We start from the raw sequence: 23,875 nt of genomic DNA, 5'->3' as shown, positions 1-23,875 counted from the left end.
ACTGGGGATCGGAGCCGTCGAAGCTGCCCCATGCGCCTGTCCTTGCCGCCCCTCCTGTCCTGTCTGATCGCCGCACTGCCTGCGGTGTTTGCCGCTGGCTGCAGCCCGGCTACGTCCAGCGCCCACGCCGCCGAACCGGGTAGCAGCAACGTGCCCTTCGCCTACGCCGAGACCGAAGTTTCCGACCTGCAGGCGCGGATGGTCGCCGGTGAGCTCGACAGCGTCACCCTGACCGGCGCCTACCTAAAGCGCATCGCTGCCCTGGACCGCACCGGGCCACGCCTGCGCGCGGTGATCGAACTCAACCCCGATGCCCTCAAGGAAGCCGCACAGCGCGACCAGGAGCGCCGTGCCGGCCGCCTGCGCGGCCCCCTGCATGGCATCCCGATCCTGCTGAAGGACAACATCAACGCCGCACCGATGGCCACCAGTGCCGGCTCGCTGGCCCTGCAGGGCTTCCGCCCCGGCGATGCCTACCTGGTCCGCCGCCTGCGCGAAGCGGGCGCAGTGGTGCTGGGCAAGACCAACCTCAGCGAGTGGGCCAACTTCCGCGGCAACGACTCCATCTCCGGCTGGAGCGCGCGCGGCGGACAGACCCGCAATCCCTACCGCCTCAGTCATTCGCCCTGCGGCTCCAGCAGCGGCAGCGCTGTGGCCGTGGCCGCCAACCTGGCCAGCGTGGCCATCGGCACTGAAACCGATGGCAGCATCGTCTGCCCCGCAGCGATCAACGGCGTGGTCGGCCTGAAACCGACCGTCGGCCTGGTCAGCCGCGAAGGCATCATCCCGATCTCCTTCAGCCAGGACACCGCGGGCCCGATGACCCGCAGCGTCGCCGACGCCGCCGCCGTGCTGACCGCCATCGCTGGCCGCGATGACGCCGATCCCGCCACTGCGACCATGCCCGGCCGCGCAGTCTACGACTACACCGCACGGCTGGATCCGCAGGGCCTGCGCGGCAAGCGCATCGGCCTGCTGCAGACACCATTGCTGAAATATCGCGGGATGCCACCGCTGGTTGAACAGGCTGTCGCTGAACTGCGCCGCGCCGGCGCCGTGGTGGTACCCGTGGAACTACCCAACCAGGGCGCCTGGGCCGATGCCGAGCGCATCGTGCTGCTGTACGAATTCAAGGCGGGTCTGGAGCGCTACCTCAACACCTACCAGGCGCCACTGCGCAGCCTGGCCGGGCTGATCGCCTTCAACGAGGCGCACAAAGGCCAGGAACTGGGCCTGTTCGGCCAGGAGCTGCTGCTGGAAGCCCAGGCGACTCCTGGCCTGGGCGATCCCGTCTACATCCGCGCGCGCAGCGATGCGCGGCGACTGGCGGGCCCGGAAGGCATCGACGCCATTCTGGCATCGCAGAAGCTGGATGCGCTGGTCGCACCGACGACCGGTGTGGCCTGGCCCCTGCGCAGCACCGGCGATGACTTCCCCGGCGAGAGCTACAGCGTCGCCGCCGTCGCCGGCTACCCCAGCCTGAGCGTGCCGATGGGCCAGATCGATGGCCTGCCTGCGGGGCTGTTGTTCATGGGCACGGCCTGGAGCGAGCCGAAGTTGATCGAGATGGCCTACGCGTATGAGCAGCGCACGCGCGCCCGGCGCCCACCGCACTTCGATACCGATACCTTGATCGAATCCGGCGACCCCTGACCCAATGGATGGTAGCGCCGGGCCGTGCCCGGCGAGCGCAGCGGCACTCTGCAATCCGCCGGGCATCGCCCGGCGCTACCATTCCGGGCGCGGCTCCGCCGGCGCGATGGCCGCCTCACCATCCTCCGCACCGGGTGAACGCACATCGGCGCTGCCTGCACGCCGCATCCGCGGCATATCCAGCTCATCGTCCCGCTGCAGGCGCGCGCGCACCTGCGGCAACGATTGCGGATGTTCGCGTGCGAGGAAATCCAGCATGCGTTCGCGCACCAAGCAGCGCAGGTCGAACGCATCACCGGAACTGCGCGCACTGACCAGCAGCCGCACCTGGATCGCGCGCTCGCTGGTCTCGGTCACCTGCGTCACGCACACCCGTCCATCCCACAGCGGCTGGCCCTGGCAGATGCGTTCCAGCTCGGCACGTATCGCCGCGATCGGCGCACGGTAGTCCAGCCACAGGAACGCCGTACCGAGCAGGTCGGCACTGCGTCGTGTCCAGTTCTGGAACGGGTGCTCGATGAACCAGGTCAGCGGTACCACCATCCGCCGCTCATCCCAGATGCGCACTACCACGTAGCTGCTGCCGATCTCTTCGATGCGCCCCCATTCGCCCTCGACGATCACCACGTCATCGAGTCGGATCGGCTGGGTCACCGCGATCTGCAGGCCGGCGATCAGATTGCCGAACACCGGTTTGGCGGCGATACCCGCCACCAGGCCGATCAGTCCCGCCGACGCCAACAGTGCGGTGCCGATCTTCTGCACCATCGGGAAGGTCAGCAGCACCAGCGAAGCACCGAGCACGATGATGCCGCCCATCAGCACGCGGCTGAGCACTCGCGTCTGGGTCTGGATGCGGCGCGCTTCGAGGTTGTCGGAGACATCGATCGGATGGCTGCGCAGGATCGCCCGCTCACCCGCCGCAACGCCGCGCACCAGCAACCAGATGAAGCAGGCGGTCAGGGCGATGTGCAGCACGCGCAGCAGTTGATCGAGCGTGTGTTCCGGCAATGGCGTGGCCTGCAGCGCCGGCACCAGCAACAGCACGGGCAGTGCAAGGGCCAGCGGCGGTCCGATCACCCGGCCGATGCGCGCACGGCGCCGGTCACGCCCGCGCAGGCGGCGGTACAGGGCCAGTACGGCCCAAGCCCCCAGGCCGCCAACCACCAGGGCGCTGCCGATCGGCCACAGGTACTGCTGCAGCTGTTGCCAGACCACCATGCATCCTCGCTGTAAACACCGAGCTACAGCGTGGCCCATGCACCATGAGCACAATGTCAGTCGTTCGTAAGCAGAATGTAGGCGGGGGTGTTCGGCAGGGCTGCGCCCTGCACCCGCGGTAGTGCCGGCCGCTGGCCGGCAACCTCAACCTCAACCTCAACAGCAACAGCAACAGCAAAAGCCTGCATTCCGTGGGATGGCGGGGAGGGGACAGATGGCGGGGGACGCTGCAAGTACGTCCATGTAAGCTCGGTCGCGCCATCCATGGCGCTCACGCCCCCGCCATCTGCCCCCTCCCCGCCTTCGACAATTTCCCGCGGCTGTTGGCGGGTGGCGATCCCCGCTGCTGGTGGGTGTCGACCTTGGTCGACACGTAGATCCACGCCATGCGTGGATGCTCTTCAAATTCAATTCGAAATATTCGATTCCGATGGAGATTCATCCACGCATGGTGTGAATCCATCAGACACCGGACAACTGTCGAAGGCGGGGCGGTGTCGGATTGCGGGGCATCCGCGCCATGGATGGCGCGGCTGAGCCTACAGGGACGTACTTGCGGCGTCCCCGCACTCCGACACCGCCCCGCCAACCCACGGATAGCCCGCTTTTGACGTTGATGTTGACGTTGATCCGGCAGGTGCAGGGCGCAGCCCTGCCGAAACACACTTACCGCACTTGCTCCTGCTTGCGCACGATCGCCATCGCGATCTCCAGCGACTGCTCGTAGTTCAATCGCGGGTCGACGGTCGAACGATAGGCGCGTTCCAGGTCACGTTCGGTCAGTTCGCGCGCACCGCCGGTGCATTCGGTCACATCCTCACCGGTCAGCTCCAGATGCACGCCACCCAGACGGGTGCCTGCGGCCGCATGCAGGTCGAAGGACATCTCGACCTCGCCGCGCACGTTGTCGAAGCGCCGCGTCTTGAAGCCGTTGGCGGTGCTTTCGGTATTGCCGTGCATCGCATCGCACACCCACAACACGCGACGACCATCGCGCTTGACCGCATCCAGCAACGGCGGCAGCTTCTGCGCGATCTGCGCCGCGCCCATGCGGTGAATGAAGCTCAGGCGGCCCGGCTCGTCATCCGGGTTGAGCACATCGATCAGGCGCAGCAACTGGTCCGGCGTCACCGACGGCCCCACCTTGATCGCGATCGGATTGCGCACGCCGCGCAGGTACTCCACGTGCGCGCCATCCAGCGCGGCGGTACGCATGCCGATCCACGGATAGTGCGTGCTCAGGTTCAACCAGCCCTGCTGGCGCGGCACCTGCCGGGTCAGCGCCTGCTCGTAGGGCAGCAGCAGCGCTTCATGCGAGGTGTAGAAATCGATGCGGTTGAGGTTGTGCACGCGGGCCCCGGCCAGGGTCTCCATGAAGTGCACGGCATCACCGATCGAGGCCACCATCTTCTGGTACTCGGCGGCCAACGGCGAATGGCTCACCCATTCCAGGTTCCAGTATTCGGGATGGTGCAGATCGGCGAAGCCGCCATCGATCAGCGCCCGCACGAAGTTCATCGTCATCGCCGAATGCGCGTGGGCCTGCAGCATCCGCTTCGGGTCGGGCAGACGCGCCGCCTCGGTGAAGGCCGGCGCATTGATCACATCGCCGCGGTAGCTGGGCAGGGTCACGCCGTCGCGGGTCTCGGTATCGGCCGAGCGCGGCTTGGCGTACTGGCCGGCAAAACGGCCGACGCGGATCACCGGCTGGCGCAGGCCGTGCACCAGCACCAGGCTCATCTGCAGCAGCACCTTCAACCGGTTGGAGATCGTGCCCGATTCGCAGTCGCTGAAATTCTCCGCGCAGTCGCCGCCCTGCAACAGGAAACGCTTGCCTTCCTGGGCGTCGGCCAGCTGCTGCTTCAGCGCCAGGATCTCCCACGAGGTCACCAGCGGCGGCAGCCGCTTCAGCTCGTGCAGCGCGGCATCCAGGGCCACCGGATCGGGATAGGTCGGCATCTGCAGCGCGGTCTTGCCCCGCCAGCTCTCCGGTGACCAGGTGGCGCCAGCAGCGATGGCGGCAGGATCGGGGGCGGGCGGAACGGCGGACAGGCTCATCACGGACATCCGGGGGTGGGGGGCGGTCATGGTCGCAGAGCCAGCCGCTGGCGCAAAGGGCCGGGCCCGGTCATGACTGCCTGAACGGTGTGGAAAGGGGCCGTGTGATCGGCCAGAAACGGCATGGTCGCCATCGCCGGACAGGCGCATGATCGGCACGCAGTTGTTACGGAGTAACACTCCCTCATGGACCGGCCCCCTCCCCCTTCCCTGCCCATTTCCCATGAAGCCCTCCCTGCTCACCACCGCCATCACCTTCGCCCTGATCCTCACCAGCCAACCCGCGCTTGCCGCCGACACTGATGCCAGCGCGGCTGCGGTCAAGGACCTCGACGTAGTCACCGTCAGTGCTCAGCTCGACCAGGCCCGCAACGCCCTGTCACCGGACATCGGCAGCAGCCAGTACCAGATCACCGCCGAGGACATCCAGAAGCAGCCGCTGGGCGCCTCCGCCCCGCTCAGCCAGGTGCTGCTGCAGGCCCCGGGCGTGGTCCAGGACTCCTACGGCGGCGTGCACGTGCGCGGCGACCACGCCAACCTGCAGTACCGCATCAACGGCGTACTGCTGCCCGAATCGATCTCCGGCTTCGGCCAGACCCTGGATGCCCGCACCATCAAGAGCATCCGCCTGATGGATGGTGCGCTGCCGGCGCAGTTCGGTGAACGCACCGCCGCGGTGGTCGATATCACCACCCGCAGTGGCGCCGAGCTGGGCAACGGCGGCAGCGCTGGCATCACCGCCGGTTCGTTCGGCAAGGTCAACCCGAACGCCTCCTGGTGGGGCAACCAGGGCCGCTGGAGCTGGTTCCTGACCGGCAACTACGACCAGAACGAGGTCGGGCTGGAGAACCCCACCAGCGCACGCAGGCCGCTGCATGACGACACCCACCAGGGGAAGGCCTTTGCCGACCTGACCTATCTGGTCAACGACAGCACCCGCCTGAGCGTGTTCGCCGGCTTTGCCAACAACCGCTTCCAGATCCCGGTCAACCCGGGACAGACCCCGCAGTTCGGCTACCTGGACACCACCACCTTCGATTCCAGCCAGCTGGACGAAACCCAGCGCGAGACCACCCGCTTCGGCATGCTGGTGCTGCAGGGCACGCTTGGCCAGACCGCGTACCAGCTCTCGGCTGGCCAGCGCTACAGCGATGTGGCCTTCAATCCGGACGTCGTGGGCGACCTGGTGTTCAGCGGCGTCGCCTCGCAGGTCCGGCGCAGCAACCGCGCCGACACCCTGCAGGCCGATTTCTCCACCCCCCTGGGCGACAACCACACCCTGCGTTATGGCCTGTATGGCAACTACGAACACGCCGCCGCCAACAACAGCAGCTGGGTCTTCCCGGTCGACGCCGATGGGCGGCAGACGAGCACCACGCCGCAGCTGATCCCGGACCGCAATGCCTTCCACGCCAGCACCGCAGCCTTGTACGTGCAGGACGAGTGGCGGATCGGCGATGACTGGACCGTCAATTACGGCCTGCGCGGCGACCGCTTCAAGGCCTTCGGTCACACCGAGGGCCAGCTCAGCCCACGTCTGGGCGTGGTCTGGAACGCCAGCGACAGCACTACCGTGCACGCCGGCTATTCGCGCTACTTCACCCCGCCCGCCAGCGAACTGGTTGGCGGCAGCGATCTTGCCCTGTTCGATGGCACCAGCAACCAGCAACCCGCCGATGGCAGCAACACGCCGTTGTCCGAGCGCAGCGACTACTACGATATCGGCGTGTCACAGCAGGTCGGCGACCACCTCACCCTCGGCCTGGATGCCTACGACCGACGCGTGCACCGCCTGCAGGACGAAGGCCAGTTCGGCGCCGCCTACATCTATTCCACCTTCAACTATCGCCGCGGCCACATCCATGGTCTGGAGTTCAGCGCCGACTACAGCAACGGGCCGATCAGCGCGTACTTCAACGCGGCCTACAACAAGGCCATGGGCACCCAGGTCATCACCAGCCAGTACAACCTCGATCCGGATGCACTGGCCTACGTGCAACAGAACTGGATCCATCTGGACCACGACCAGAAGCTGACGTCTTCCGGCGGCGTCAGCTATGCGTTCGCTGGCCACAATCGGGTAGGTGCGAACTACGTGTATGGCAGCGGCCTGCGTTCGGACATCGAGGGCGTGCCCAATGGCGGCGAACTACCGTCGTACCTGCAGGTCAATCTCAGCGCCGCGCATGACTTCAACGCCGACAGCGGTCATCCGCTGCATGTGCAACTGGCCGTACTCAACACACTGGACCGAAGCTACCAGCTGCGCGATGGCGGCGGCATTGGCGTGTTCGCACCGCAGTGGGGACCACGTCGCGGCGCCTATCTGAGCCTGCAGCAGGATTTTTGAGGTAGCGCCGACTGCCGGCCAGCGGCCGGCACTACCGGAAAACAGTAGAGCCACGCCATGCGTGGCTCCGGACTGGCTCAGTGCTTGACCTTGCGCAGCGACACCACCAGCGCCCACAGCGCCAGCAGCACGAACCACACGCCCGACCACATCGGCATGGTCAGACCAAGGAACGTCCAGTCGATGTTGCCGCAGTTGCCGGTGCCGGTCAGCACGGTGCGGAACACTTCCAGCGGCCCCATGGTCTCGCGCAGGAAGGCCAGCGGCGGGCCACAGGTCGCCCCCATTTCCGGCGGCAGCATCTGCACGTACACATGGCGCGCGGCGATGCCCACGCCCACGGCGGCAGCGATGAAAGCGAGGATGCCGTAGGTCGCCCGCCCCGGACGGTTGGACGGCCCATGCAGGGCGCCGATCAGGAACAGCAGGCCCAGGGCCGCGAACGCCAGGCGCTGGAAGATGCACAGCGGACACGGTTCCAGCCCCATCTTCAGCTGCAGGAAAATCGCGTAGCCCAGCAGGCCCGCGCAGATCAGGAAGCCCAACAGGAACTGGGCGCGGAAAGGCCAGCGCAGAGGATTCATCGGCAACGCTCGTGTAGTACGGACCGCAAGCGTAACCGAGAGTGCGCGCCGTTCGAACCGCCACAACGTCGCGCCCGTCGGAACACGCCGGCGCGCGCGCCGCAACATGCGGGATCATCCACGCCCGGCGTGGATCTCCATCCGTTGCCCAGAAACGGAAAAACCCGGCACGAGGCCGGGTTCTTCACCGAATGACGGGTGTCGCGCGTCGATTACTCTTCGACGGCTTCAGCCACGACCGGACGGTCAACCAGCTCAACGTAGGCCATCGGCGCGTTGTCGCCGGCGCGGAAGCCGCACTTCAGCAGGCGCAGGTAACCGCCCGGACGGTTCGCGTAGCGCGGGCCCAGGATGGTGAACAGGTTGCCGACGGCTTCGTTGTCGCGCAGGCGGGCAAAGGCCAGACGACGGTTGGCGACGGAGTCGACCTTGGCCAGGGTGATCAGCGGCTCGGCGACGCGGCGCAGTTCCTTGGCCTTCGGCAGGGTGGTCTTGATCAGCTCGTGCTTGAACAGCGAGGCGGCCATGTTCTTGAACATCGCTTCGCGGTGGGCGCTGGTACGGCTGAACTTACGGCCGGATTTCTGGTGACGCATGGTGATATTCCTTGGTTAATGATGTGGCTTTGCGGATCGTTGTCGCCTTCCTGGCGCTGCTGCTCGGACTGCGGTTGGTCCTGGCCATCCGTCCTGGACGACCTGCCCGCGAACCTTCGTTCGTCGTGGCGGTATTGCCTTGGTGCAATGGCCCCGTCGTTGCCGACGGGGCCATGCGGTCTTGCAGAAAGGCGGTATCAGCCCAGCATGCCGTGGCTGGCGACGCCGGCCGGCGGCCAGTTCTCCAGCTTCATGCCGAGCGACAGGCCACGCTGGGCCAGCACTTCCTTGATCTCGGTGAGCGACTTCTTACCCAGGTTCGGGGTCTTCAGCAGCTCGACTTCGGTCTTCTGGATCAGATCGCCGATGTAGTAGATGCTCTCGGCCTTGAGGCAGTTGGCCGAACGCACGGTCAGCTCCAGATCGTCGATCGGGCGCAGCAGCACCGGATCCACGCCGTTGTTGGCCGGCTTCGCCGCACCGCGGTCGCGATGGGTGAAGTCACCGAACACCGACAGCTGATCGCTGAGGATGTCGGCAGCGGTACGCACTGCTTCTTCGGCGTCGATGGTGCCGTTGGTCTCGATATCGATGACCAGCTTGTCCAGGTCGGTGCGCTGTTCGACACGAGCCGCTTCCACGGCATAGGCGACACGGCGGACCGGCGAGAACGAGGCATCCAGGACCAGACGGCCGATGGCACGGGTTTCTTCGTCCGGACGACGACGCGCAGCTGCCGGCTGATAGCCGAAACCACGCTCGATCTTCAGACGCATGTTCACTGCCGTGTCCTTGGTCAGGTGGCAGATCACGTGGTCGCCGTTCAAGATCTCCACATTGTGGTCGACCTTGATGTCGGCAGCGGTGACAACGCCCGGACCCTGCTTGGACAGGGACAGAGTCGCGTTGTCGCCGGAGTGCATACGGATGGCCACGTCCTTCAGGTTCAGCAGGACTTCCAGCACGTCCTCCTGCAGACCTTCGACCGTGGTGTACTCATGCAACACGCCGTCGATTTCGACTTCCGTGATGGCGAAGCCCGGGATGGACGACAGCAGCACGCGACGCAGGGCATTACCCAGCGTATGCCCGTAACCCCGCTCCAAAGGTTCGATAACGACCTTTGCACGGGTGTCGGTAATGCGTTCGATCTGCGGACCGCGAGGACGCAGAACCTGGTTGGCGGTAACCGTCATGTTGCGGGTTCTCCTAGTGAACCCCCGGCCGTCGCCGGGGGCTCTCCAATGTGAATTACTTCGAATACAGCTCGACGATCAGCGCTTCGTTGATGTCCGCAGGCAGATCCGAACGATCCGGAACAGCCTTGAAGATGCCGGAGAACTTGCCGGAATCCACTTCAACCCACGACGGGCTCAGGTCATGCTGGGCGGCGACGGTCAGGGCTTCCTGGACGCGCAGCTGCTTGGCAGCCTTTTCAGACAGGGCGATGGCGTCGCCAGCCTTGACCTGGTACGAGGCCAGGTTGACCGACTTGCCATTCACGGTGACGCCGCGGTGCGACACCAGCTGACGGGCAGCCGGACGGGTCACGGCGAAGCCCATGCGGTAGACAACGTTGTCCAGGCGGGTTTCCAGCAGCTGCAGGAGGTTCTCGCCGGTGTTGCCCTTCTTGGTCGAGGCCTTCTTGTAGTAGTTGCGGAACTGACGCTCCAGCAGACCGTAGATACGCTTGACCTTCTGCTTTTCACGCAGCTGGGTAGCGTAGTCGGACAGCTTGCCCTTGCGGGCAGTGGCGCCATGCTGGCCGGGCTTCTGCTCCAACTTGCACTTGGAGTCCAGCGCACGCGCCGGGCTCTTCAGGGACAGGTCGGCGCCTTCGCGACGGGCGAGCTTACAGGTAGGACCGATATAACGAGCCATTTCTTATCGCTCCCTTTAGACGCGACGCTTCTTCGGCGGACGGCACCCGTTGTGCGGGATAGGCGTCACGTCGATGATGTTGGTGATCTTGTAGCCGACGTTGTTCAACGAACGCACGGCCGACTCACGGCCCGGACCCGGACCCTTGATGCGGACTTCCAGCGACTTCACGCCGTAGTCCAGCGCAGCACGACCGGCCTTTTCGGCAGCCACCTGGGCTGCGAACGGGGTCGACTTGCGCGAACCGCGGAAGCCAGCGCCACCGGAGGTCGCCCACGACAGAGCGTTGCCCTGACGGTCGGTGATGGTCACGATGGTGTTGTTGAACGAAGCGTGGACGTGGGCAACGCCGTCGGTGACGACGCGCTTGATCTTCTTCTTGGTCTTAGCAGCAGGCTTAGCCATTTATATGTCCCTTACTTCCTGATCGCCTTGCGCGGGCCCTTGCGGGTGCGGGCGTTGGTACGGGTGCGCTGGCCACGCAGCGGCAGACCGCGACGGTGACGCAGGCCGCGGTAGCAGCCCAGGTCCATCAGGCGCTTGATCGCGATACCGATTTCACGGCGCAGATCGCCTTCCACGATGTACTTGCCGACTTCGGCGCGCAGGCGCTCGATTTCCGGCTCCGACAGATCGCGGATCTTGGTGGTCGAAGTGACGCCTGCGACTTCGCAGACCTTCTTCGAACGGGTACGGCCGATGCCGTAAATGCTTTGCAACCCGACCCAGACATGCTTCTGGGCTGGCAGGTTGACGCCTGCAATACGCGCCATGACGCGGTTCTCCAGCTGAGTGATGGCCGACAGCGCGCTCAAGGCACGCCGATCCGGCAGGATGGATCAAAAAAGTGAACCAGTGATACTAACAAGGTTCCGGTTTACTTGGAAGCCCGTGAAACCAGAGGTTTCATGAACCCGGCCCGGGGAGTGTGCCCAGGCTCCGGCGCCGGATGGGGTTGGACCTGGAGTTGCCTCCCGGGCCGCCCGCGCTACTCCAGCGCGGGACCACCTCATCACACCCCCACCCGGAACCGCTGCGGGGGCCGCCCTTCGTTTGTGTGGCCAGAGTCCGCGAAGCGGAGGACCATCACGTCAGGAAGACGAAAGTATAACAGGCTAATCAGCCGCGAGCAAAACCGCCGCGGTTGCCGCCCTTCAGGTTGGCCTTCTTCAGCAGGCTCTCGTACTGGTGGGACATCAGGTGCGCCTGCACTTGGGCGATGAAGTCCATCACCACCACCACCACGATCAACAGCGAAGTACCGCCGAAATAGAACGAGGCGTTCAGCTGCGTGCGCATCAGTTCCGGCAGCAGGCAGACGATCACCAGGTAAGCCGAACCGGCAGCAGTCAGTCGGGTCAGCACGCCGTCGATGTAGTCGGCGGTGGCCTTGCCCGGACGGATGCCCGGAATCAGCGCGCCCGACTTCTTCAGGTTGTCGGCGGTTTCCTGCGAGTTGAACACCAGCGCGGTATAGAAGAACGCGAAACCGGTGATCAGCGCAGCGAACACGATCATGTGCAGCGGCTCGCCCGGACCCAGGGCATTGGCGACCTTCTGCAGGGTCTGGCCAAAGGTGCTCTGGTTGGCAGCCTGGCCGGACCACATGGCCAGGGTGGCCGGGAAGGCCAGCAGGCTCGAGGCGAAGATCGCCGGGATGACGCCGGCCATGTTCAGCTTCAGCGGCAGGAACGAGGTCTGGTTCATGTACGCGTTGCGACCGCCCTGGCGGCGCGCGTAGTTCACCGTGATCCGGCGCTGACCGCGTTCGACGAACACCACGAAGAAGGTGAAGGCGAGCACGACGATGGCGATCAGCAGCAGCTGGATGAACTGGATGTTGCCGTCGCGGTAGGCGTCGAAGGTGTGGATGACCGCACCCGGCAGGCCCGCCACGATACCGGCGAAGATGATCAGCGAGACGCCGTTGCCGATGCCGCGCTCGGTCACCTGCTCACCAACCCACATCAGGAACATGGTGCCGGCGGTCAGTGCGACCACGGCAGTGAGCACGAAGCCCATGCCCGGCATGTACACGACCGGTGCACCGGTCGGCGACACCTGGCCCTGCAGCGCCAGCGCGATCGAACCGCCCTGCACCACTGCGAGCAGCACAGCGCCGATGCGCGAATACTGGGTGATCTTGCGGCGGCCGGACTCACCTTCCTTCTGCATCGCCTTCAAGGCGGGGAAGATGTGCACAGCCAGCTGCATCACGATCGATGCCGAGATGTATGGCATCACGTTCAGCGCGAAAATGCTGAAACGGTGCAGGGCGCCGCCCGAGAACATGTTGAACATGTCCACGATGCCGCCGCCCTGCTGTTGCATCATGGCAAGCATGGCATCGGGATTGACGCCCGGCACCGGCACGTAGCAGCCAATGCGATAGACGATCAAAGCCCCGACGACGAACAGCAAACGTTGGCGAAGTTCAGTGAACTTGCCCATTCCGCCCGCGAGGTTACCGATGCCAGCTTGCGCCATGATTCTCTTACTCCGTTACGCTGCCGCCGGCAGCTTCGATCGCAGCCTTGGCACCGGCCGTGGCAGCAACACCCTTCAGGGTGAACGCCTTGGTCACTTCGCCCTTGACGACGACCTTGGCCTTCTTGGCAGTGCTCGGGACCAGCTTGGCAGCACGCAGGACAGCGAAGTCGATCTCGCCGGCCGGCAGCTTGTCCAGCTGGTACAGCAGCACTTCAGCGGTGTCCTTGGCGATCGGCGAACGGAAGCCGATCTTCGGCAGACGACGCTGCATGGGGGTCTGGCCGCCTTCGAAGCCAGCCTTGATCTTGCCGCCACCCTTACGGGCAAACGAACCCTTGTGGCCGCGGCCGCAGGTCTTGCCCAGGCCGGAGCCGATACCGCGACCGACGCGGGTACGCTCTTTACGAGCGCCCGGTGCCGGGCTCAATTCATTCAGATGCATGGTCATTGGATTATTCCTCAACCTTGACGAGGTAGTGGACCTTGTTGATCAGACCGCGAACCTGCGGGCTGTCCTTCAGTTCACGCACATCGTTGAGCTTGCCCAGACCCAGCGCACGCACCGACAGGCGATGACGCGCCTGGGCACCACGCAGGCCGCGAACCAGACGGACCTTGACGGTCTTGTTGGTTTCATTAGCCATGGTTGAGATCCTCCACCTTCTTGCCGCGCTTGGCCGCGATGCGAGCCGGCGACTGCGCTGCAGTCAGGCCCTTCACGGTGGCACGCACCAGGTTGATCGGGTTGCGCGAACCGGTGGCCTTGGCCAGCACGTTCTTCACGCCAACTGCTTCCAGCACGGCGCGCATGGCACCACCGGCAATGACGCCGGTACCTTCGGAAGCCGGCTGCATGAACACGCGCGCTGCGCCGTGACCATCCTTGATGGTGTGCCACAGGGTGCCGTTGTTCAGATCGACGGTGACCTGGTTCTTGCGAGCCTGCTCCATCGACTTCTGGATGGCGACCGGCACTTCGCGTGCCTTGCCATAACCGAAACCGACCTTGCCTTCGCCGTCGCCGACAACAGTCAGGGCGGTGAAGGTGAACTGACGGCCACCCTTGACGGTCTTGCTGACGCGATTGACCGCGACCAGCTTTTCGATCATGCCGTCATCGACTTTCTCTTCGCGGTTACGGTCGCGATCGCGACCCCGCTGCTGACGTTCTTCTGCCATGTTTATTCCTTGGTTGTTGGGTTATGTACGGCTCGATGCCGCTTATGGTTGTGGAGTGGTGCGTTGTTGCGGTGGGCCGCTGCAGAAGAGCGGCGCCGCCCAGCCTCACTCAGGCTGGCGAGCAGGCGGGCATGGGGACCGGAGTCCCCTGCCCTGATCCCTTAGAACTGCAGGCCGGCTTCGCGGGCAGCGTCAGCCAGGGCCTTGATGCGGCCGTGGTAACGGTAACCCGAACGATCGAAGGCAACCTTCTCGACGCCGGCGGCCTTGGCACGCTCAGCGACGATGCGGCCAACCTTGGCGGCGGCATCGGCGTTCTTGCCGTTCTTCAGGCCTTCCTTGATGTCGGCCTGGGTGGTGTTGGCGGCAGCCAGCACCTTCGAGCCGTCAGCGGTGAAGACCTGTGCATACAGGTGCTGGCCGGTGCGCAGCACCGACAGGCGGGCCACACCGAGCACACGGATGTGGGCACGGGTCGACTTGGCGCGACGCAGGCGGGCGATGTTCTTGTTCATGATCTTTTTCCCTGGAAAGCGGAAGGTCCTAATTAGGCCTTCTTGGCTTCCTTGCGAATGATGACTTCGTCGGAGTACTTCACGCCCTTGCCCTTGTACGGCTCCGGCTTGCGGAACGCACGGATCTTGGCGGCAGCTTCACCGACGGCCTGCTTGTCAGCGCCCTGCACCAGGATTTCAGTCTGGGTCGGGGTGGTGATGGTGATGCCTTCCGGCGCCACGAACACGATCGGGTGCGAGTAACCCAGCGACAGGCTGAGGTCCTTGCCCTGCATCGCGGCACGGTAACCCACGCCGACCAGCTCAAGCTTGCGCTCGAAGCCTTCGGAAACACCCTTGACCATGTTGGACAGGATGGCGCGGACGGTACCGGTCAGCGGGATCAGCTCCACGTTGTCGGTGCTCAGGGTGGCAACGCCGTTTTCGACATTGATGTTGATGCCAGCCGGCTTGGCCAGCGACAGGGTGCCCTTCGGGCCCTTGGCGATGACGCTGTCGTTCTGGACGTTCAGTTCAACCTTACCCAGGTCGATCGGCTTCTTGGCTACACGGGACATGGTCTACTCCTTTCGCCTTAGGCCACGAAGCACAGGACTTCGCCGCCGACGCCCAACTGGCGCGCCTGCGCATCAGTCATGATGCCCTTGGAAGTGGAAATGATGGAAATGCCCAGGCCGTTCATGACCTTCGGCAGTTCGCTCTTGCCGCGGTACTGGCGCAGGCCCGAACGCGAGAAGCGCTTCAGGGTCGCGATGACCGGCTTGCCTTCGAAATACTTCAGCACGATTTCCAGCTCGGACTTGTTGTTCTCGAGCGCGGTCACGCGCAGGTCGGCGATGTAACCCTCGTCCTTCAGGACCTGGGCGATCGCAACCTTGATCTTGGACGACGGGGCTTTCACCGTCTGCTTGCCAACCGCTGCCGCATTCTTGATGCGGACCAGCAGGTCGGCGATGGGATCAGTCATGCTCATATGAGTACCTTTGAGTGCACCGATATCCGCTTTCGCGAAAATCTGTTGTCTCCTGGAAACGGGCCAGGCCCCCTACCCCTACGCGTTGCGCAGAGCAAGACGCGGGAGTATACGCCAAAAGAGCCCGACTTGCGTCGGGCTCTTCGGTTTTTTGCAGAGGGAAAGCTGAACGCCTCCCCTCCCCGGCTGCGAAGCCCCCCGGGGGGAGCCCTCGCTGGCAGGACCGGCTGGGGTTACCAGCTGGCCTTGCGCAGGCCCGGAACGTCGCCACGCATGGTGGCTTCACGCAGCTTGTTGCGACCCAGGCCGAACTTGCTGTACACGCCACGCGGGCGGCCAGACAGTTCGCAACGGTTGCGATGGCGGCTCGGCGACGAATCGCGCGGCAGCTTCGACAACTTGGTGGCGGCCTCGATCTTCTCTTCGTAGCTCGCATCCGGGGAGGACACGATCTTCTTCAGAGCAGCACGCTTGACAGCGAACTTTTCAGCCAGCTTCTTCCGCTTGATGTCGCGGTTGACCATGGAGGTCTTTGCCATTTCGGTTTCCTCGACGAATCAGTTACGGAACGGGAACTTGAACGCTGCCAGCAGCGCCTTCGCTTCCGCGTCGGTCTTCGCAGTGGTGGTGATGGCGATATCCATACCGCGGATCGCGTCGACAGCGTCGAAGTCGATTTCCGGGAAGATGATCTGTTCCTTCACACCCATGTTGAAGTTGCCGCGACCGTCGAAGGAACGACCGGAAACACCACGGAAGTCGCGCACGCGCGGCAGCGAGATGTTGATCAGGCGGTCCAGGAACTCGTACATCTTGTGGCGACGCAGCGTGGTCTTGCAGCCGATCGGCCAACCATCACGGATCTTGAACGATGCCACCGAGATACGCGACTTGGTGACGATCGGCTTCTGGCCCGAGATCTTGGTCATGTCGCCGACGGCGTTTTCCAGGATCTTCTTGTTGGTGGCCGCTTCGCCGACACCCATGTTCAGGGTGACTTTGACCAGCTTCGGCACCTGCATGGAATTGGTGTAACCGAACTGCTTCATCAGCGCCGGCACCACTTCTTCCTTGTAAAACTTTTCGAGACGGGAAGTCATCTTCTCATTCCTCAGGCGTCGAGCGCCTCACCGCTGGAGCGGAACACACGCAGTTTGCGTCCATCCTCCAGCACCTTGAAGCCAACGCGCTCGCCCTTGCCCGAAGCCGGGTTCAGCACATTCACGTTGGAGATATGGATCGACGCTTCACGCTCGACCACGCCGCCGGCAACACCTGCCTGCGGGTTCGGCTTGGTGTGGCGCTTGACGATGTTCACGTTGGCGACGACCAGACGGTCGCCATCGACGCGGACGACTTCGCCCTGCTTACCCTTGTCCTTGCCGGCGTTGACGACAACCTGGTCGCCCTTCTTGATACGGTTAGCCATGATTATCTCCTGTCGCTCACAGCACTTCGGGAGCGAGCGAGACGATCTTCATGAACTTCTCCGAACGAAGTTCACGAGTCACCGGCCCGAAGATACGGGTCCCGATCGGCTCCTGCTTGTTGTTAAGCAGAACGGCGGCGTTGCCGTCGAAGCGGATCAGCGAGCCGTCGGCGCGACGCACACCCTTGCGGGTACGCACCACGACGGCGTCATACACTTCACCCTTCTTGACCTTGCCGCGCGGAATCGCATCCTTCACGGTGACCTTGATGATGTCGCCGATGCCGGCGTAACGGCGCTTGGAACCACCCAGCACCTTGAAGCACATCACTCGCTTGGCACCAGAATTGTCGGCGACGTCAAGGTAGCTCTGCATCTGGATCATGATTCAGACTCCTTATTCAGCCGCACGCGTGATGACTTCCACCACGCGCCAGTTCTTGGTCTTGGACATCGGAGCAATCTCGGTCACGCGGACGACATCGCCTTCCTTGCAGGCGTTGTCGGCATCGTGGGCGTGCAGCTTCGTCGAGCGCTTGATGTACTTGCCGTACAGTGCGTGCTTGACCTGACGCTCGACCAGGACGGTAACCGTCTTGTCCATCTTGTTGCTGACGACACGGCCTTCGACCGTGCGCAGCGCTTTGTTTTCAGTATTGTCGCTCATAGCGGCCATCCTTACTTCGTGCTGCCGAGCAGGGTCTTGACGCGAGCAATTTCGCGACGCACCCGGCGGATGTCGTGTGTCTTCGGCAGCTGGCCGGTGACCTGCTGCATACGGACAGAGAACTGTTCCTTACGCAGGTCGATCAGGTGGGCCTTGAGGTCGTCAGCCGACTTTTCACGGAGAGTTTTGATATCCATCAGCGCACCGTCCGGGTCACGAAAGTGGTGGTGACCGAGAGCTTGGCAGCGGCCAGGCGGAACGCCTCGCGTGCCACTTCCTCGGTAACACCCTCGATTTCATAGATCATGCGGCCGGGCTGGATCTGGGCCACCCAGTATTCCACGTTGCCCTTACCCGAACCCATTCGAACTTCGATGGGCTTCTTGGTGATGGGCTTGTCGGGGAACACTCGGATCCACATCTTGCCGCCGCGCTTCACGTAGCGGCTGATCGAACGGCGAGCCGCTTCGATCTGACGCGCGGTCAGCTGACCGTGGGCGGTTGCCTTCAGGCCGTACTCGCCAAAGCTGACAGCGTTTGCGCTCCAGCTGAGGCCTTCGTTACGGCCCTTGTGCACCTTGCGGTACTTGGTTCGCTTGGGTTGCAACATTGTCGTTACCTCGCTTCACGAGCCGGGCGCTGACGGTCACCGCGGTCGCCGCGATCATGACGATCGTTGCGCGACGGGGTGTCGTCCTGCTTTTCCTGGCCAACCTGGGAGAAATCGAAGACCTCGCCCTTGTAGATCCAGACCTTGATGCCGATGATGCCGTAGGTCGTCTTGGCTTCAGCGAAGCCGTAGTCGATGTCGGCACGCAGCGTGTGCAGCGGCACGCGGCCTTCGCGGTACCACTCCGAACGGGCGATTTCTGCACCGTTGAGGCGGCCACCCACGTTGACCTTGATGCCCAGGGCACCCAGGCGCATCGCGTTGCCGACCGAGCGCTTCATTGCGCGGCGGAACATGATGCGACGCTCCAGCTGCTGCGCGATCGATTCGGCAACCAGCTGTGCGTCCAGCTCGGGCTTGCGCACTTCGGTGACGTTGATGTGCGCCGGGACGCCCATCATCTCGCTCACTTCCTTGCGCAGCTTCTCGATGTCCTCACCGCGCTTGCCGATCACCACGCCCGGACGGGCGGTGTGGATCGTCACGCGAGCGGTCTTTGCCGGACGCTCGATCAGGATCTTGCTGATGCCGGCCTGCGCCAGCTTCTTGCGCAGCATTTCGCGCACTTTCAGGTCGGCTGCCAGGTAACCAGCGAACTCGGCCTTGTTGGCGTACCACTTGGAGTTCCAGTCCTTGGAAATGCCGAGGCGGATACCAATCGGATGAACTTTATGACCCATGGTCTTTTCCTTATCCGCTTACTTGGCGGCGCCCACAACCACAGTGATGTGGCTGGTGCGCTTGAGGATGCGGGTACCGCGGCCTTTCGCCCGCGCCATGAAACGCTTCAGGGTCGGACCTTCATCTACCATGATGGTCTGAACCTTCAGCTCGTCGACGTCGGCGCCCTGGTTGTTCTCGGCATTTGCAATAGCCGACTCCACCACCTTCTTGATCAGGTGGGCAGCCTTCTTGTCCGAGAACTTCAGCAGGTTGACGGCACGCTCGGCCGGCAGACCGCGCACCTGGTCAGCGACCAGACGTGCCTTCTGCGGGGAGATGCGCGCGGTGCGCAGGATGGCTTTCGCTTCCATTGTCATCTCTCCTTACTTGCCCGACTTCTTGTCACCACCGTGACCCTTGAAGGTCCGGGTGATGGCAAATTCGCCGAGCTTGTGGCCGACCATGTTCTCGTTGACGAGAACCGGGATGTGGTTCTTGCCGTTATGCACGGCAATGGTGACGCCTACCATGTCAGGCAGGATCATCGAACGACGCGACCAGGTCTTGATCGGACGCTTGCTACCCGCAGCGGCAGCCACCTTAGCAACCAGGTGGTGATCGACAAACGGGCCCTTCTTGAGTGAACGTGCCATGGTCGATTAGCCCCTACGATCGCGGACGATGAACTGCTGAGTGCGCTTGTTATGGCGCGTCTTGTAACCCTTGGTCGGAACACCCCACGGGGTGACCGGATGCGGGTTACCCTGGCCGGCCTTCGCCTCACCACCACCGTGCGGGTGGTCAACCGGGTTCATGGCAGCACCACGAACGGTCGGGCGGACGCCGCGCCAGCGCTTGGCACCGGCCTTGCCCAGCTTTTCCAGGCTGTGCTCGTCGTTGCCGACTTCGCCGATGGTCGCGCAGCATTCAACCGGAACCTTGCGCATCTCACCCGAGCGCAGGCGCAGGGTGGCGTAGATGCCTTCACGAGCAACCAGCTGCACGGCAGCACCTGCAGCGCGAGCGATCTGAGCGCCCTTGCCCGGCTTCAGCTCGATGCAGTGGATGGTGGTACCGACCGGGATGTTGCGCAGCGGCAGGGTGTTGCCCGCCTTGATCGGAGCATCCGAACCAGCGATCACCTGATCACCAGCCTTCAGACCCTTCGGGGCGATGATGTAGCGACGCTCGCCGTCGACGTAGCACAGCAGGGCGATGTGCGCGGTGCGGTTCGGATCGTATTCGATGCGTTCCACGCGCGCCGGGATGCCCAGCTTGTTGCGCTTGAAGTCAATCAGGCGGTAGTGCTGCTTGTGGCCACCACCGACGTGACGCACGGTGATGCGGCCGTGGTGGTTACGACCACCGGAACGGCTCTGCGACTCGACCAGCGGAGCGTGCGGAGCGCCCTTGTGCAGGTCGGGAGTAACCACGCGCACGGCCGAACGGCGACCGGGAGAAGTGGGCTTGAATTTCATCAATGGCATGGGATGTACCTCAGGCCTTGGCCGTTACATCGATCGACTGGCCGTCGGCCAGGCGAACGTACGCCTTGCGCCAATCGCCGCGGCGGCCAGCACGGTTACGGAAGGACTTGTTCTTGCCCTTGACGTTGACCACGTTGACTGCTTCGACCTTGACGTCGAACAGCTGCTCAACCGCGGCCTTTACATCGGCCTTGGTGGCTTCGTTCGAAATTTCGAAGACGTACTGATTGGAGAGTTCCTGCAGGCGCGCGGTCTTTTCGGAGACACGCGGGGCGAGCAGCACGCTGAAGATTTTTTCGTTGCTGTTCATGCCAGCCACTCCTCGACCTTCTTGACCGCGTCAGCGGTGATGACGACCGTGTCGGCACCGACCAGCGACACCGGATCCAGGCCCTGGACGTCACGCACTTCCACGTAGGGAATGTTGCGAGCCGACAGGTACAGGTGCTCGGAGGCTTCTTCAGTGACGATCAGCGGGCGCTTGCCCACTTCCAGGCCGGCCAGCTTGGCGATCAGAGCCTTCGTGTTGGTCGCTTCGACATCGAAGGACTCCACGATGGTCAGACGGCCCTGACGGTTCAGCTCGGACAGGATCGCGCACATGGCGGCACGGTACTGCTTACGATTGACCTTCTGCTCGAAGCTGCGCGGCTTTGCCGCGAAGGTGACACCGCCGCCGACGAAGATCGGAGCCGTCAGTGCGCCATGACGCGCGCCGCCGCCCTTCTGCTTCTTCGACTTCTTGGTGGTACCTGCCACTTCGGAGCGAGTCTTCTGCGCCTTGGTGCCGGCGCGACCGGCGTTGCGGTAAGCAACGACGACCTGGTGAACCAGATCTTCGCTGAAATCGCGACCGAACACGGCGTCGGAGACCGAGACCTTGTTATTGCTACCCGTGATAACGAGTTCCATCGTCATCTCTCCTTATGCCTTGCTCGCCGGACGGACGATCACGTCGCCACCCGCCGCGCCCGGAACGGCGCCGCGAACCGCGATCAGACCGCGTTCGACGTCGACCTTGACAACTTCCAGGTTCTGGGTGCTCTGCTGCACGGCGCCCATGTGACCGGACATCTTCTTACCCGGGAACACGCGGCCGGGCGTCTGGCGCTGACCCAGCGAACCCGGCGCGCGATGCGACAGCGAGTTGCCGTGGGTAGCGTCACCCATACGGAAGTTGTAGCGCTTGATGGTGCCCTGGAAGCCCTTACCCTTGGTGACACCCTGGACGTCGACGATCTGGCCGACTTCAAAGATGTCCGCCTTGACTTCGCCACCCACGGCGAAATCGCCGAGCTGGGCGTCTTCAACGCGGAATTCCCACAGGCCACGGCCCGCTTCCACTTTCGCCTTGGCGAAGTGGCCGGCTTCCGGCTTGTTGACCAGGGCAGCGCGACGCGCACCGACGGTCACCTGCACGGCGCTGTAGCCGTCAGTTTCGACGGTCTTGATCTGCGCGATGCGGTTGGGGGTTGCTTCGATCAGGGTCACCGGGATGGAACGGCCATCTTCGGTGAACACGCGGCTCATGCCAGCCTTGCGGCCCACGAAGCCCAACGAATACTTCTTCGTCATGGTCGTAGTCCTCAGGTCAGCTTGATCTGAACGTCGACGCCGGCAGCCAGTTCGAGCTTCATCAGCGCGTCCACGGTCTTGTCATTCGGGTCAACGATATCGAGCACGCGCTTGTGCGTGCGGGTCTCGTACTGGTCACGCGCGTCCTTGTCGACGTGCGGGGAGACGAGGATGGTGTAACGCTCGATCTTGGTCGGCAGCGGGATCGGGCCACGCACTTGCGCGCCGGTCCGCTTCGCCGTCTCAACGATCTCGCTGGCCGAACGGTCGATCAGACGATGATCGAACGCTTTCAGCCGGATCCGGATCTTTTGGTCCGCCATGGCGGTAGGTTCCTTCGATAAAAGAGCGACAGACAAAGCCTCTGGGTTGCTTTGCCCCATGAAATCCCTGAATACAGACGGCCCGCATTCCCGCAGGCCGACAAGGTCAATCCGTAGACCCCAAATGCATAGGCAGACCCATGAAACCGGCCTGCCCAGACGGAGAAGCATAATGGCACGCAAGGCAGCTGTCAACAGTCTCCTGTTGACGCCGCCTGAATGGCATTGACCCTTCCTGGTCCGGGGAACACAAGGCACATCCTGTGCCTACTTTCCCGTTTGATACGCCCCGATGCCCTACCCAGGCAACATCGGGGCGCAGAGTCTAGCAGATTACTCGAGGATGTTGGCAACCACGCCAGCACCGACGGTACGGCCACCTTCGCGGATTGCGAAGCGCAGGCCGGCGTCCATGGCGACCGGGTTGATCAGGGTGACAACCATCTTCACGTTGTCGCCCGGCATCACCATCTCGACGCCTTCCGGCAGCTCGACCGCACCGGTGATGTCGGTGGTACGGAAGTAGAACTGCGGACGGTAGCCCTTGAAGAACGGGGTGTGACGGCCGCCTTCGTCCTTCGACAGCACGTACACTTCGGCATCGAACTTGGTGTGCGGCTTGATCGAACCCGGCTTGGCCAGAACCTGGCCACGCTCGACGTCGTCACGCTTGGTGCCGCGCAGCAGCAGACCGGCGTTGTCGCCTGCCTGACCCTGGTCCAGCAGCTTGCGGAACATTTCCACGCCGGTCACGGTGGTCTTCTGCACCGGACGGATGCCGACGATTTCGATTTCTTCGCCGACCTTGATCACGCCGCGCTCGATACGACCGGTCACCACGGTGCCACGGCCCGAGATCGAGAACACGTCTTCGACCGGCATCAGGAACGCCTTGTCGACGTCACGCTCCGGGGTCGGGATCCAGGTGTCCAGCGCCTCAACCAGCTTGATGACGGCCGGCACGCCGATGTCGCTCTGGTCGCCTTCCAGCGCCAGGCGGGCCGAACCCGAGATGATCGGGGTGTCGTCGCCCGGGAAGTCGTACTTGCTCAGCAGCTCGCGGACTTCCATTTCGACCAGTTCCAGCAGCTCGGCATCGTCAACCATGTCGGCCTTGTTCAGGAACACGACGATGTACGGCACGCCGACCTGACGCGACAGCAGGATGTGCTCGCGGGTCTGCGGCATCGGGCCGTCAGCGGCCGAGCACACCAGGATCGCGCCGTCCATCTGGGCAGCACCGGTGATCATGTTCTTGACGTAGTCAGCATGGCCCGGGCAATCGACGTGGGCGTAGTGACGAACGGTGGATTCGTACTCGACGTGCGCGGTCGAGATCGTGATGCCACGCGCCTTTTCTTCCGGCGCGGCGTCGATCGCGGAGTAATCCTTGAACTCGCCACCGAAGCGCTCGGCACCGATCTTGGTCAGTGCGGCGGTCAGCGTGGTCTTGCCATGATCGACGTGACCGATGGTGCCGACGTTGACGTGCGGCTTGGTGCGCTCGAACTTACCCTTTGCCATTTCGTTCTACCTTTTAGTTCGTAAGTGGTTTGGAGGA

The 23,875-nt window shown here is 63.7% G+C and carries 33 protein-coding genes; 2 read left to right on the top strand and 31 right to left on the bottom strand.

Annotation, left to right across the window (positions count from 1 at the left end):
* Nucleotides 1-30 precede the first annotated feature (30 nt).
* Nucleotides 31-1,653 (top strand): amidase, encoded by a 1,623-nt coding sequence (locus CLM74_RS04225; RefSeq protein WP_105163497.1) that lies wholly within the window; start codon nucleotides 31-33, stop codon nucleotides 1,651-1,653.
* Between the two features lie 75 nt (nucleotides 1,654-1,728).
* Here CLM74_RS04225 and CLM74_RS04220 read toward each other — a convergent pair whose 3' ends face one another.
* Nucleotides 1,729-2,874 (bottom strand): mechanosensitive ion channel family protein, encoded by a 1,146-nt coding sequence (locus CLM74_RS04220; RefSeq protein WP_199776076.1) that lies wholly within the window; start codon nucleotides 2,872-2,874, stop codon nucleotides 1,729-1,731.
* A 666-nt stretch (nucleotides 2,875-3,540) separates the two neighbouring features.
* A complete protein-coding gene (locus CLM74_RS04215) occupies nucleotides 3,541-4,932 on the bottom strand; it encodes a 3-deoxy-7-phosphoheptulonate synthase class II (RefSeq protein ID WP_105163496.1) in 1,392 nt (463 codons plus the stop codon).
* Nucleotides 4,933-5,155: 223 nt separating this feature from the next.
* Here CLM74_RS04215 and CLM74_RS04210 point away from each other — a divergent pair, with 223 nt between their 5' ends.
* On the top strand, nucleotides 5,156-7,282 hold the full coding sequence (locus tag CLM74_RS04210; RefSeq protein WP_105163495.1) for a TonB-dependent receptor: 2,127 nt from the start codon (nucleotides 5,156-5,158) through the stop codon (nucleotides 7,280-7,282).
* Nucleotides 7,283-7,359: 77 nt separating this feature from the next.
* Here CLM74_RS04210 and CLM74_RS04205 read toward each other — a convergent pair whose 3' ends face one another.
* From CLM74_RS04205 to tuf, 29 genes are all read right to left on the bottom strand, one after another.
* Nucleotides 7,360-7,866 (bottom strand): disulfide bond formation protein B, encoded by a 507-nt coding sequence (locus tag CLM74_RS04205; protein ID WP_025879322.1) that lies wholly within the window; start codon nucleotides 7,864-7,866, stop codon nucleotides 7,360-7,362.
* Nucleotides 7,867-8,078: 212 nt separating this feature from the next.
* Complete coding sequence (rplQ, locus tag CLM74_RS04200) at nucleotides 8,079-8,462, bottom strand: 50S ribosomal protein L17 (protein WP_025879321.1); 384 nt, start codon at nucleotides 8,460-8,462, stop codon at nucleotides 8,079-8,081.
* Between the two features lie 197 nt (nucleotides 8,463-8,659).
* Nucleotides 8,660-9,658, bottom strand: coding sequence for a DNA-directed RNA polymerase subunit alpha (gene rpoA, locus CLM74_RS04195; RefSeq protein WP_025879320.1), 999 nt, complete (start codon nucleotides 9,656-9,658; stop codon nucleotides 8,660-8,662).
* A 55-nt stretch (nucleotides 9,659-9,713) separates the two neighbouring features.
* On the bottom strand, nucleotides 9,714-10,343 hold the full coding sequence (gene rpsD, locus CLM74_RS04190) for a 30S ribosomal protein S4 (RefSeq protein WP_025879319.1): 630 nt from the start codon (nucleotides 10,341-10,343) through the stop codon (nucleotides 9,714-9,716).
* 15 nt (nucleotides 10,344-10,358) lie between these two features.
* On the bottom strand, nucleotides 10,359-10,748 hold the full coding sequence (gene rpsK / locus CLM74_RS04185; RefSeq protein ID WP_004145443.1) for a 30S ribosomal protein S11: 390 nt from the start codon (nucleotides 10,746-10,748) through the stop codon (nucleotides 10,359-10,361).
* Between the two features lie 11 nt (nucleotides 10,749-10,759).
* Nucleotides 10,760-11,116: a 30S ribosomal protein S13 gene (rpsM, locus tag CLM74_RS04180; protein WP_025879318.1), complete on the bottom strand. Its 357-nt coding sequence runs from the start codon at nucleotides 11,114-11,116 to the stop codon at nucleotides 10,760-10,762.
* A gap of 346 nt (nucleotides 11,117-11,462) precedes the next feature.
* On the bottom strand, nucleotides 11,463-12,830 hold the full coding sequence (gene secY / locus CLM74_RS04175) for a preprotein translocase subunit SecY (protein WP_025879317.1): 1,368 nt from the start codon (nucleotides 12,828-12,830) through the stop codon (nucleotides 11,463-11,465).
* Between the two features lie 7 nt (nucleotides 12,831-12,837).
* Nucleotides 12,838-13,281: a 50S ribosomal protein L15 gene (gene rplO, locus CLM74_RS04170; protein WP_025879316.1), complete on the bottom strand. Its 444-nt coding sequence runs from the start codon at nucleotides 13,279-13,281 to the stop codon at nucleotides 12,838-12,840.
* A 4-nt stretch (nucleotides 13,282-13,285) separates the two neighbouring features.
* On the bottom strand, nucleotides 13,286-13,477 hold the full coding sequence (gene rpmD, locus CLM74_RS04165) for a 50S ribosomal protein L30 (protein ID WP_025879315.1): 192 nt from the start codon (nucleotides 13,475-13,477) through the stop codon (nucleotides 13,286-13,288).
* Nucleotides 13,470-14,012 (bottom strand): 30S ribosomal protein S5, encoded by a 543-nt coding sequence (gene rpsE / locus CLM74_RS04160; RefSeq protein ID WP_025879314.1) that lies wholly within the window; start codon nucleotides 14,010-14,012, stop codon nucleotides 13,470-13,472. The genes rpmD and rpsE overlap by 8 nt, the downstream gene beginning before the upstream one ends.
* A 161-nt stretch (nucleotides 14,013-14,173) precedes the next feature.
* On the bottom strand, nucleotides 14,174-14,527 hold the full coding sequence (gene rplR / locus CLM74_RS04155; protein WP_025879313.1) for a 50S ribosomal protein L18: 354 nt from the start codon (nucleotides 14,525-14,527) through the stop codon (nucleotides 14,174-14,176).
* A 32-nt stretch (nucleotides 14,528-14,559) separates the two neighbouring features.
* The gene (gene rplF / locus CLM74_RS04150) at nucleotides 14,560-15,084 is read right to left on the bottom strand and encodes a 50S ribosomal protein L6 (protein WP_025879312.1); all 525 of its coding nucleotides are present in this window, start codon (nucleotides 15,082-15,084) and stop codon (nucleotides 14,560-14,562) included.
* A 17-nt stretch (nucleotides 15,085-15,101) separates the two neighbouring features.
* Entirely contained in the window at nucleotides 15,102-15,500 is a 399-nt protein-coding gene (gene rpsH, locus CLM74_RS04145) for a 30S ribosomal protein S8 (protein ID WP_025879311.1), read from the bottom strand.
* A gap of 233 nt (nucleotides 15,501-15,733) precedes the next feature.
* Complete coding sequence (gene rpsN, locus CLM74_RS04140; RefSeq protein ID WP_032977438.1) at nucleotides 15,734-16,039, bottom strand: 30S ribosomal protein S14; 306 nt, start codon at nucleotides 16,037-16,039, stop codon at nucleotides 15,734-15,736.
* An 18-nt stretch (nucleotides 16,040-16,057) separates the two neighbouring features.
* Nucleotides 16,058-16,600, bottom strand: a complete 543-nt coding sequence (rplE, locus tag CLM74_RS04135; protein ID WP_025879309.1) for a 50S ribosomal protein L5 — start codon at nucleotides 16,598-16,600, stop codon at nucleotides 16,058-16,060.
* 11 nt (nucleotides 16,601-16,611) lie between these two features.
* Nucleotides 16,612-16,929 (bottom strand): 50S ribosomal protein L24, encoded by a 318-nt coding sequence (rplX, locus tag CLM74_RS04130; RefSeq protein ID WP_025879308.1) that lies wholly within the window; start codon nucleotides 16,927-16,929, stop codon nucleotides 16,612-16,614.
* A 16-nt stretch (nucleotides 16,930-16,945) separates the two neighbouring features.
* A complete protein-coding gene (gene rplN / locus CLM74_RS04125) occupies nucleotides 16,946-17,314 on the bottom strand; it encodes a 50S ribosomal protein L14 (RefSeq protein WP_025879307.1) in 369 nt (122 codons plus the stop codon).
* A gap of 12 nt (nucleotides 17,315-17,326) precedes the next feature.
* A complete protein-coding gene (gene rpsQ, locus CLM74_RS04120) occupies nucleotides 17,327-17,596 on the bottom strand; it encodes a 30S ribosomal protein S17 (protein WP_004145355.1) in 270 nt (89 codons plus the stop codon).
* An 11-nt stretch (nucleotides 17,597-17,607) separates the two neighbouring features.
* Nucleotides 17,608-17,793 carry a 50S ribosomal protein L29 gene (gene rpmC / locus CLM74_RS04115; protein WP_025879306.1) on the bottom strand — a complete coding sequence of 62 codons (186 nt, stop codon included), beginning with the start codon at nucleotides 17,791-17,793 and terminating at the stop codon, nucleotides 17,608-17,610.
* Nucleotides 17,793-18,206 (bottom strand): 50S ribosomal protein L16, encoded by a 414-nt coding sequence (rplP, locus tag CLM74_RS04110; protein ID WP_025879305.1) that lies wholly within the window; start codon nucleotides 18,204-18,206, stop codon nucleotides 17,793-17,795. The genes rpmC and rplP overlap by 1 nt, the downstream gene beginning before the upstream one ends.
* Before the next feature lie 5 nt (nucleotides 18,207-18,211).
* Nucleotides 18,212-18,946, bottom strand: a complete 735-nt coding sequence (rpsC, locus tag CLM74_RS04105) for a 30S ribosomal protein S3 (RefSeq protein ID WP_004145350.1) — start codon at nucleotides 18,944-18,946, stop codon at nucleotides 18,212-18,214.
* A gap of 18 nt (nucleotides 18,947-18,964) precedes the next feature.
* Nucleotides 18,965-19,300 carry a 50S ribosomal protein L22 gene (gene rplV / locus CLM74_RS04100; RefSeq protein WP_004145348.1) on the bottom strand — a complete coding sequence of 112 codons (336 nt, stop codon included), beginning with the start codon at nucleotides 19,298-19,300 and terminating at the stop codon, nucleotides 18,965-18,967.
* 12 nt (nucleotides 19,301-19,312) lie between these two features.
* A complete protein-coding gene (gene rpsS, locus CLM74_RS04095) occupies nucleotides 19,313-19,582 on the bottom strand; it encodes a 30S ribosomal protein S19 (protein WP_004145340.1) in 270 nt (89 codons plus the stop codon).
* Between the two features lie 6 nt (nucleotides 19,583-19,588).
* Nucleotides 19,589-20,416 (bottom strand): 50S ribosomal protein L2, encoded by an 828-nt coding sequence (gene rplB, locus CLM74_RS04090; protein WP_025879304.1) that lies wholly within the window; start codon nucleotides 20,414-20,416, stop codon nucleotides 19,589-19,591.
* 10 nt (nucleotides 20,417-20,426) lie between these two features.
* On the bottom strand, nucleotides 20,427-20,726 hold the full coding sequence (gene rplW / locus CLM74_RS04085) for a 50S ribosomal protein L23 (protein WP_025879303.1): 300 nt from the start codon (nucleotides 20,724-20,726) through the stop codon (nucleotides 20,427-20,429).
* Entirely contained in the window at nucleotides 20,723-21,328 is a 606-nt protein-coding gene (gene rplD / locus CLM74_RS04080; RefSeq protein WP_025879302.1) for a 50S ribosomal protein L4, read from the bottom strand. Before rplD ends, rplW begins: the two co-directional genes overlap by 4 nt.
* Nucleotides 21,329-21,340: 12 nt before the next feature.
* Nucleotides 21,341-21,991 carry a 50S ribosomal protein L3 gene (gene rplC, locus CLM74_RS04075; RefSeq protein ID WP_025879301.1) on the bottom strand — a complete coding sequence of 217 codons (651 nt, stop codon included), beginning with the start codon at nucleotides 21,989-21,991 and terminating at the stop codon, nucleotides 21,341-21,343.
* 11 nt (nucleotides 21,992-22,002) lie between these two features.
* Nucleotides 22,003-22,314, bottom strand: a complete 312-nt coding sequence (rpsJ, locus tag CLM74_RS04070; RefSeq protein ID WP_010341589.1) for a 30S ribosomal protein S10 — start codon at nucleotides 22,312-22,314, stop codon at nucleotides 22,003-22,005.
* 333 nt (nucleotides 22,315-22,647) lie between these two features.
* Nucleotides 22,648-23,838, bottom strand: a complete 1,191-nt coding sequence (tuf, locus tag CLM74_RS04065; protein WP_032977440.1) for an elongation factor Tu — start codon at nucleotides 23,836-23,838, stop codon at nucleotides 22,648-22,650.
* Nucleotides 23,839-23,875 lie beyond the last annotated feature (37 nt).

This window comes from Stenotrophomonas sp. MYb57, from assembly GCF_002966815.1.
Taxonomy (GTDB): Bacteria; Pseudomonadota; Gammaproteobacteria; order Xanthomonadales; family Xanthomonadaceae; genus Stenotrophomonas; species Stenotrophomonas indicatrix.
The sequence above is the reverse complement of the archived record's forward strand: the minus strand, read 5'-3'. Positions and strand labels throughout refer to the sequence as shown.

Excerpts from the sequence above, each read along its gene's own strand:
- CLM74_RS04225 (WP_105163497.1), top strand. The coding sequence starts at position 31 with ATGCGCCTGTCCTTGCCGCCCCTCCTGTCCTGTCTGATCGCCGCACTG.
- CLM74_RS04220 (WP_199776076.1), bottom strand. The coding sequence starts at position 2,874 with ATGGTGGTCTGGCAACAGCTGCAGCAGTACCTGTGGCCGATCGGCAGC.
- CLM74_RS04215 (WP_105163496.1), bottom strand. The coding sequence starts at position 4,932 with ATGAGCCTGTCCGCCGTTCCGCCCGCCCCCGATCCTGCCGCCATCGCT.
- CLM74_RS04210 (WP_105163495.1), top strand. The coding sequence starts at position 5,156 with ATGAAGCCCTCCCTGCTCACCACCGCCATCACCTTCGCCCTGATCCTC.
- CLM74_RS04205 (WP_025879322.1), bottom strand. The coding sequence starts at position 7,866 with ATGAATCCTCTGCGCTGGCCTTTCCGCGCCCAGTTCCTGTTGGGCTTC.
- rplQ (WP_025879321.1), bottom strand. The coding sequence starts at position 8,462 with ATGCGTCACCAGAAATCCGGCCGTAAGTTCAGCCGTACCAGCGCCCAC.
- rpoA (WP_025879320.1), bottom strand. The coding sequence starts at position 9,658 with ATGACGGTTACCGCCAACCAGGTTCTGCGTCCTCGCGGTCCGCAGATC.
- rpsD (WP_025879319.1), bottom strand. The coding sequence starts at position 10,343 with ATGGCTCGTTATATCGGTCCTACCTGTAAGCTCGCCCGTCGCGAAGGC.
- rpsK (WP_004145443.1), bottom strand. The coding sequence starts at position 10,748 with ATGGCTAAGCCTGCTGCTAAGACCAAGAAGAAGATCAAGCGCGTCGTC.
- rpsM (WP_025879318.1), bottom strand. The coding sequence starts at position 11,116 with ATGGCGCGTATTGCAGGCGTCAACCTGCCAGCCCAGAAGCATGTCTGG.
- secY (WP_025879317.1), bottom strand. The coding sequence starts at position 12,830 with ATGGCGCAAGCTGGCATCGGTAACCTCGCGGGCGGAATGGGCAAGTTC.
- rplO (WP_025879316.1), bottom strand. The coding sequence starts at position 13,281 with ATGACCATGCATCTGAATGAATTGAGCCCGGCACCGGGCGCTCGTAAA.
- rpmD (WP_025879315.1), bottom strand. The coding sequence starts at position 13,477 with ATGGCTAATGAAACCAACAAGACCGTCAAGGTCCGTCTGGTTCGCGGC.
- rpsE (WP_025879314.1), bottom strand. The coding sequence starts at position 14,012 with ATGGCAGAAGAACGTCAGCAGCGGGGTCGCGATCGCGACCGTAACCGC.
- rplR (WP_025879313.1), bottom strand. The coding sequence starts at position 14,527 with ATGAACAAGAACATCGCCCGCCTGCGTCGCGCCAAGTCGACCCGTGCC.
- rplF (WP_025879312.1), bottom strand. The coding sequence starts at position 15,084 with ATGTCCCGTGTAGCCAAGAAGCCGATCGACCTGGGTAAGGTTGAACTG.
- rpsH (WP_025879311.1), bottom strand. The coding sequence starts at position 15,500 with ATGAGCATGACTGATCCCATCGCCGACCTGCTGGTCCGCATCAAGAAT.
- rpsN (WP_032977438.1), bottom strand. The coding sequence starts at position 16,039 with ATGGCAAAGACCTCCATGGTCAACCGCGACATCAAGCGGAAGAAGCTG.
- rplE (WP_025879309.1), bottom strand. The coding sequence starts at position 16,600 with ATGACTTCCCGTCTCGAAAAGTTTTACAAGGAAGAAGTGGTGCCGGCG.
- rplX (WP_025879308.1), bottom strand. The coding sequence starts at position 16,929 with ATGGCTAACCGTATCAAGAAGGGCGACCAGGTTGTCGTCAACGCCGGC.
- rplN (WP_025879307.1), bottom strand. The coding sequence starts at position 17,314 with ATGATCCAGATGCAGAGCTACCTTGACGTCGCCGACAATTCTGGTGCC.
- rpsQ (WP_004145355.1), bottom strand. The coding sequence starts at position 17,596 with ATGAGCGACAATACTGAAAACAAAGCGCTGCGCACGGTCGAAGGCCGT.
- rpmC (WP_025879306.1), bottom strand. The coding sequence starts at position 17,793 with ATGGATATCAAAACTCTCCGTGAAAAGTCGGCTGACGACCTCAAGGCC.
- rplP (WP_025879305.1), bottom strand. The coding sequence starts at position 18,206 with ATGTTGCAACCCAAGCGAACCAAGTACCGCAAGGTGCACAAGGGCCGT.
- rpsC (WP_004145350.1), bottom strand. The coding sequence starts at position 18,946 with ATGGGTCATAAAGTTCATCCGATTGGTATCCGCCTCGGCATTTCCAAG.
- rplV (WP_004145348.1), bottom strand. The coding sequence starts at position 19,300 with ATGGAAGCGAAAGCCATCCTGCGCACCGCGCGCATCTCCCCGCAGAAG.
- rpsS (WP_004145340.1), bottom strand. The coding sequence starts at position 19,582 with ATGGCACGTTCACTCAAGAAGGGCCCGTTTGTCGATCACCACCTGGTT.
- rplB (WP_025879304.1), bottom strand. The coding sequence starts at position 20,416 with ATGCCATTGATGAAATTCAAGCCCACTTCTCCCGGTCGCCGTTCGGCC.
- rplW (WP_025879303.1), bottom strand. The coding sequence starts at position 20,726 with ATGAACAGCAACGAAAAAATCTTCAGCGTGCTGCTCGCCCCGCGTGTC.
- rplD (WP_025879302.1), bottom strand. The coding sequence starts at position 21,328 with ATGGAACTCGTTATCACGGGTAGCAATAACAAGGTCTCGGTCTCCGAC.
- rplC (WP_025879301.1), bottom strand. The coding sequence starts at position 21,991 with ATGACGAAGAAGTATTCGTTGGGCTTCGTGGGCCGCAAGGCTGGCATG.
- rpsJ (WP_010341589.1), bottom strand. The coding sequence starts at position 22,314 with ATGGCGGACCAAAAGATCCGGATCCGGCTGAAAGCGTTCGATCATCGT.
- tuf (WP_032977440.1), bottom strand. The coding sequence starts at position 23,838 with ATGGCAAAGGGTAAGTTCGAGCGCACCAAGCCGCACGTCAACGTCGGC.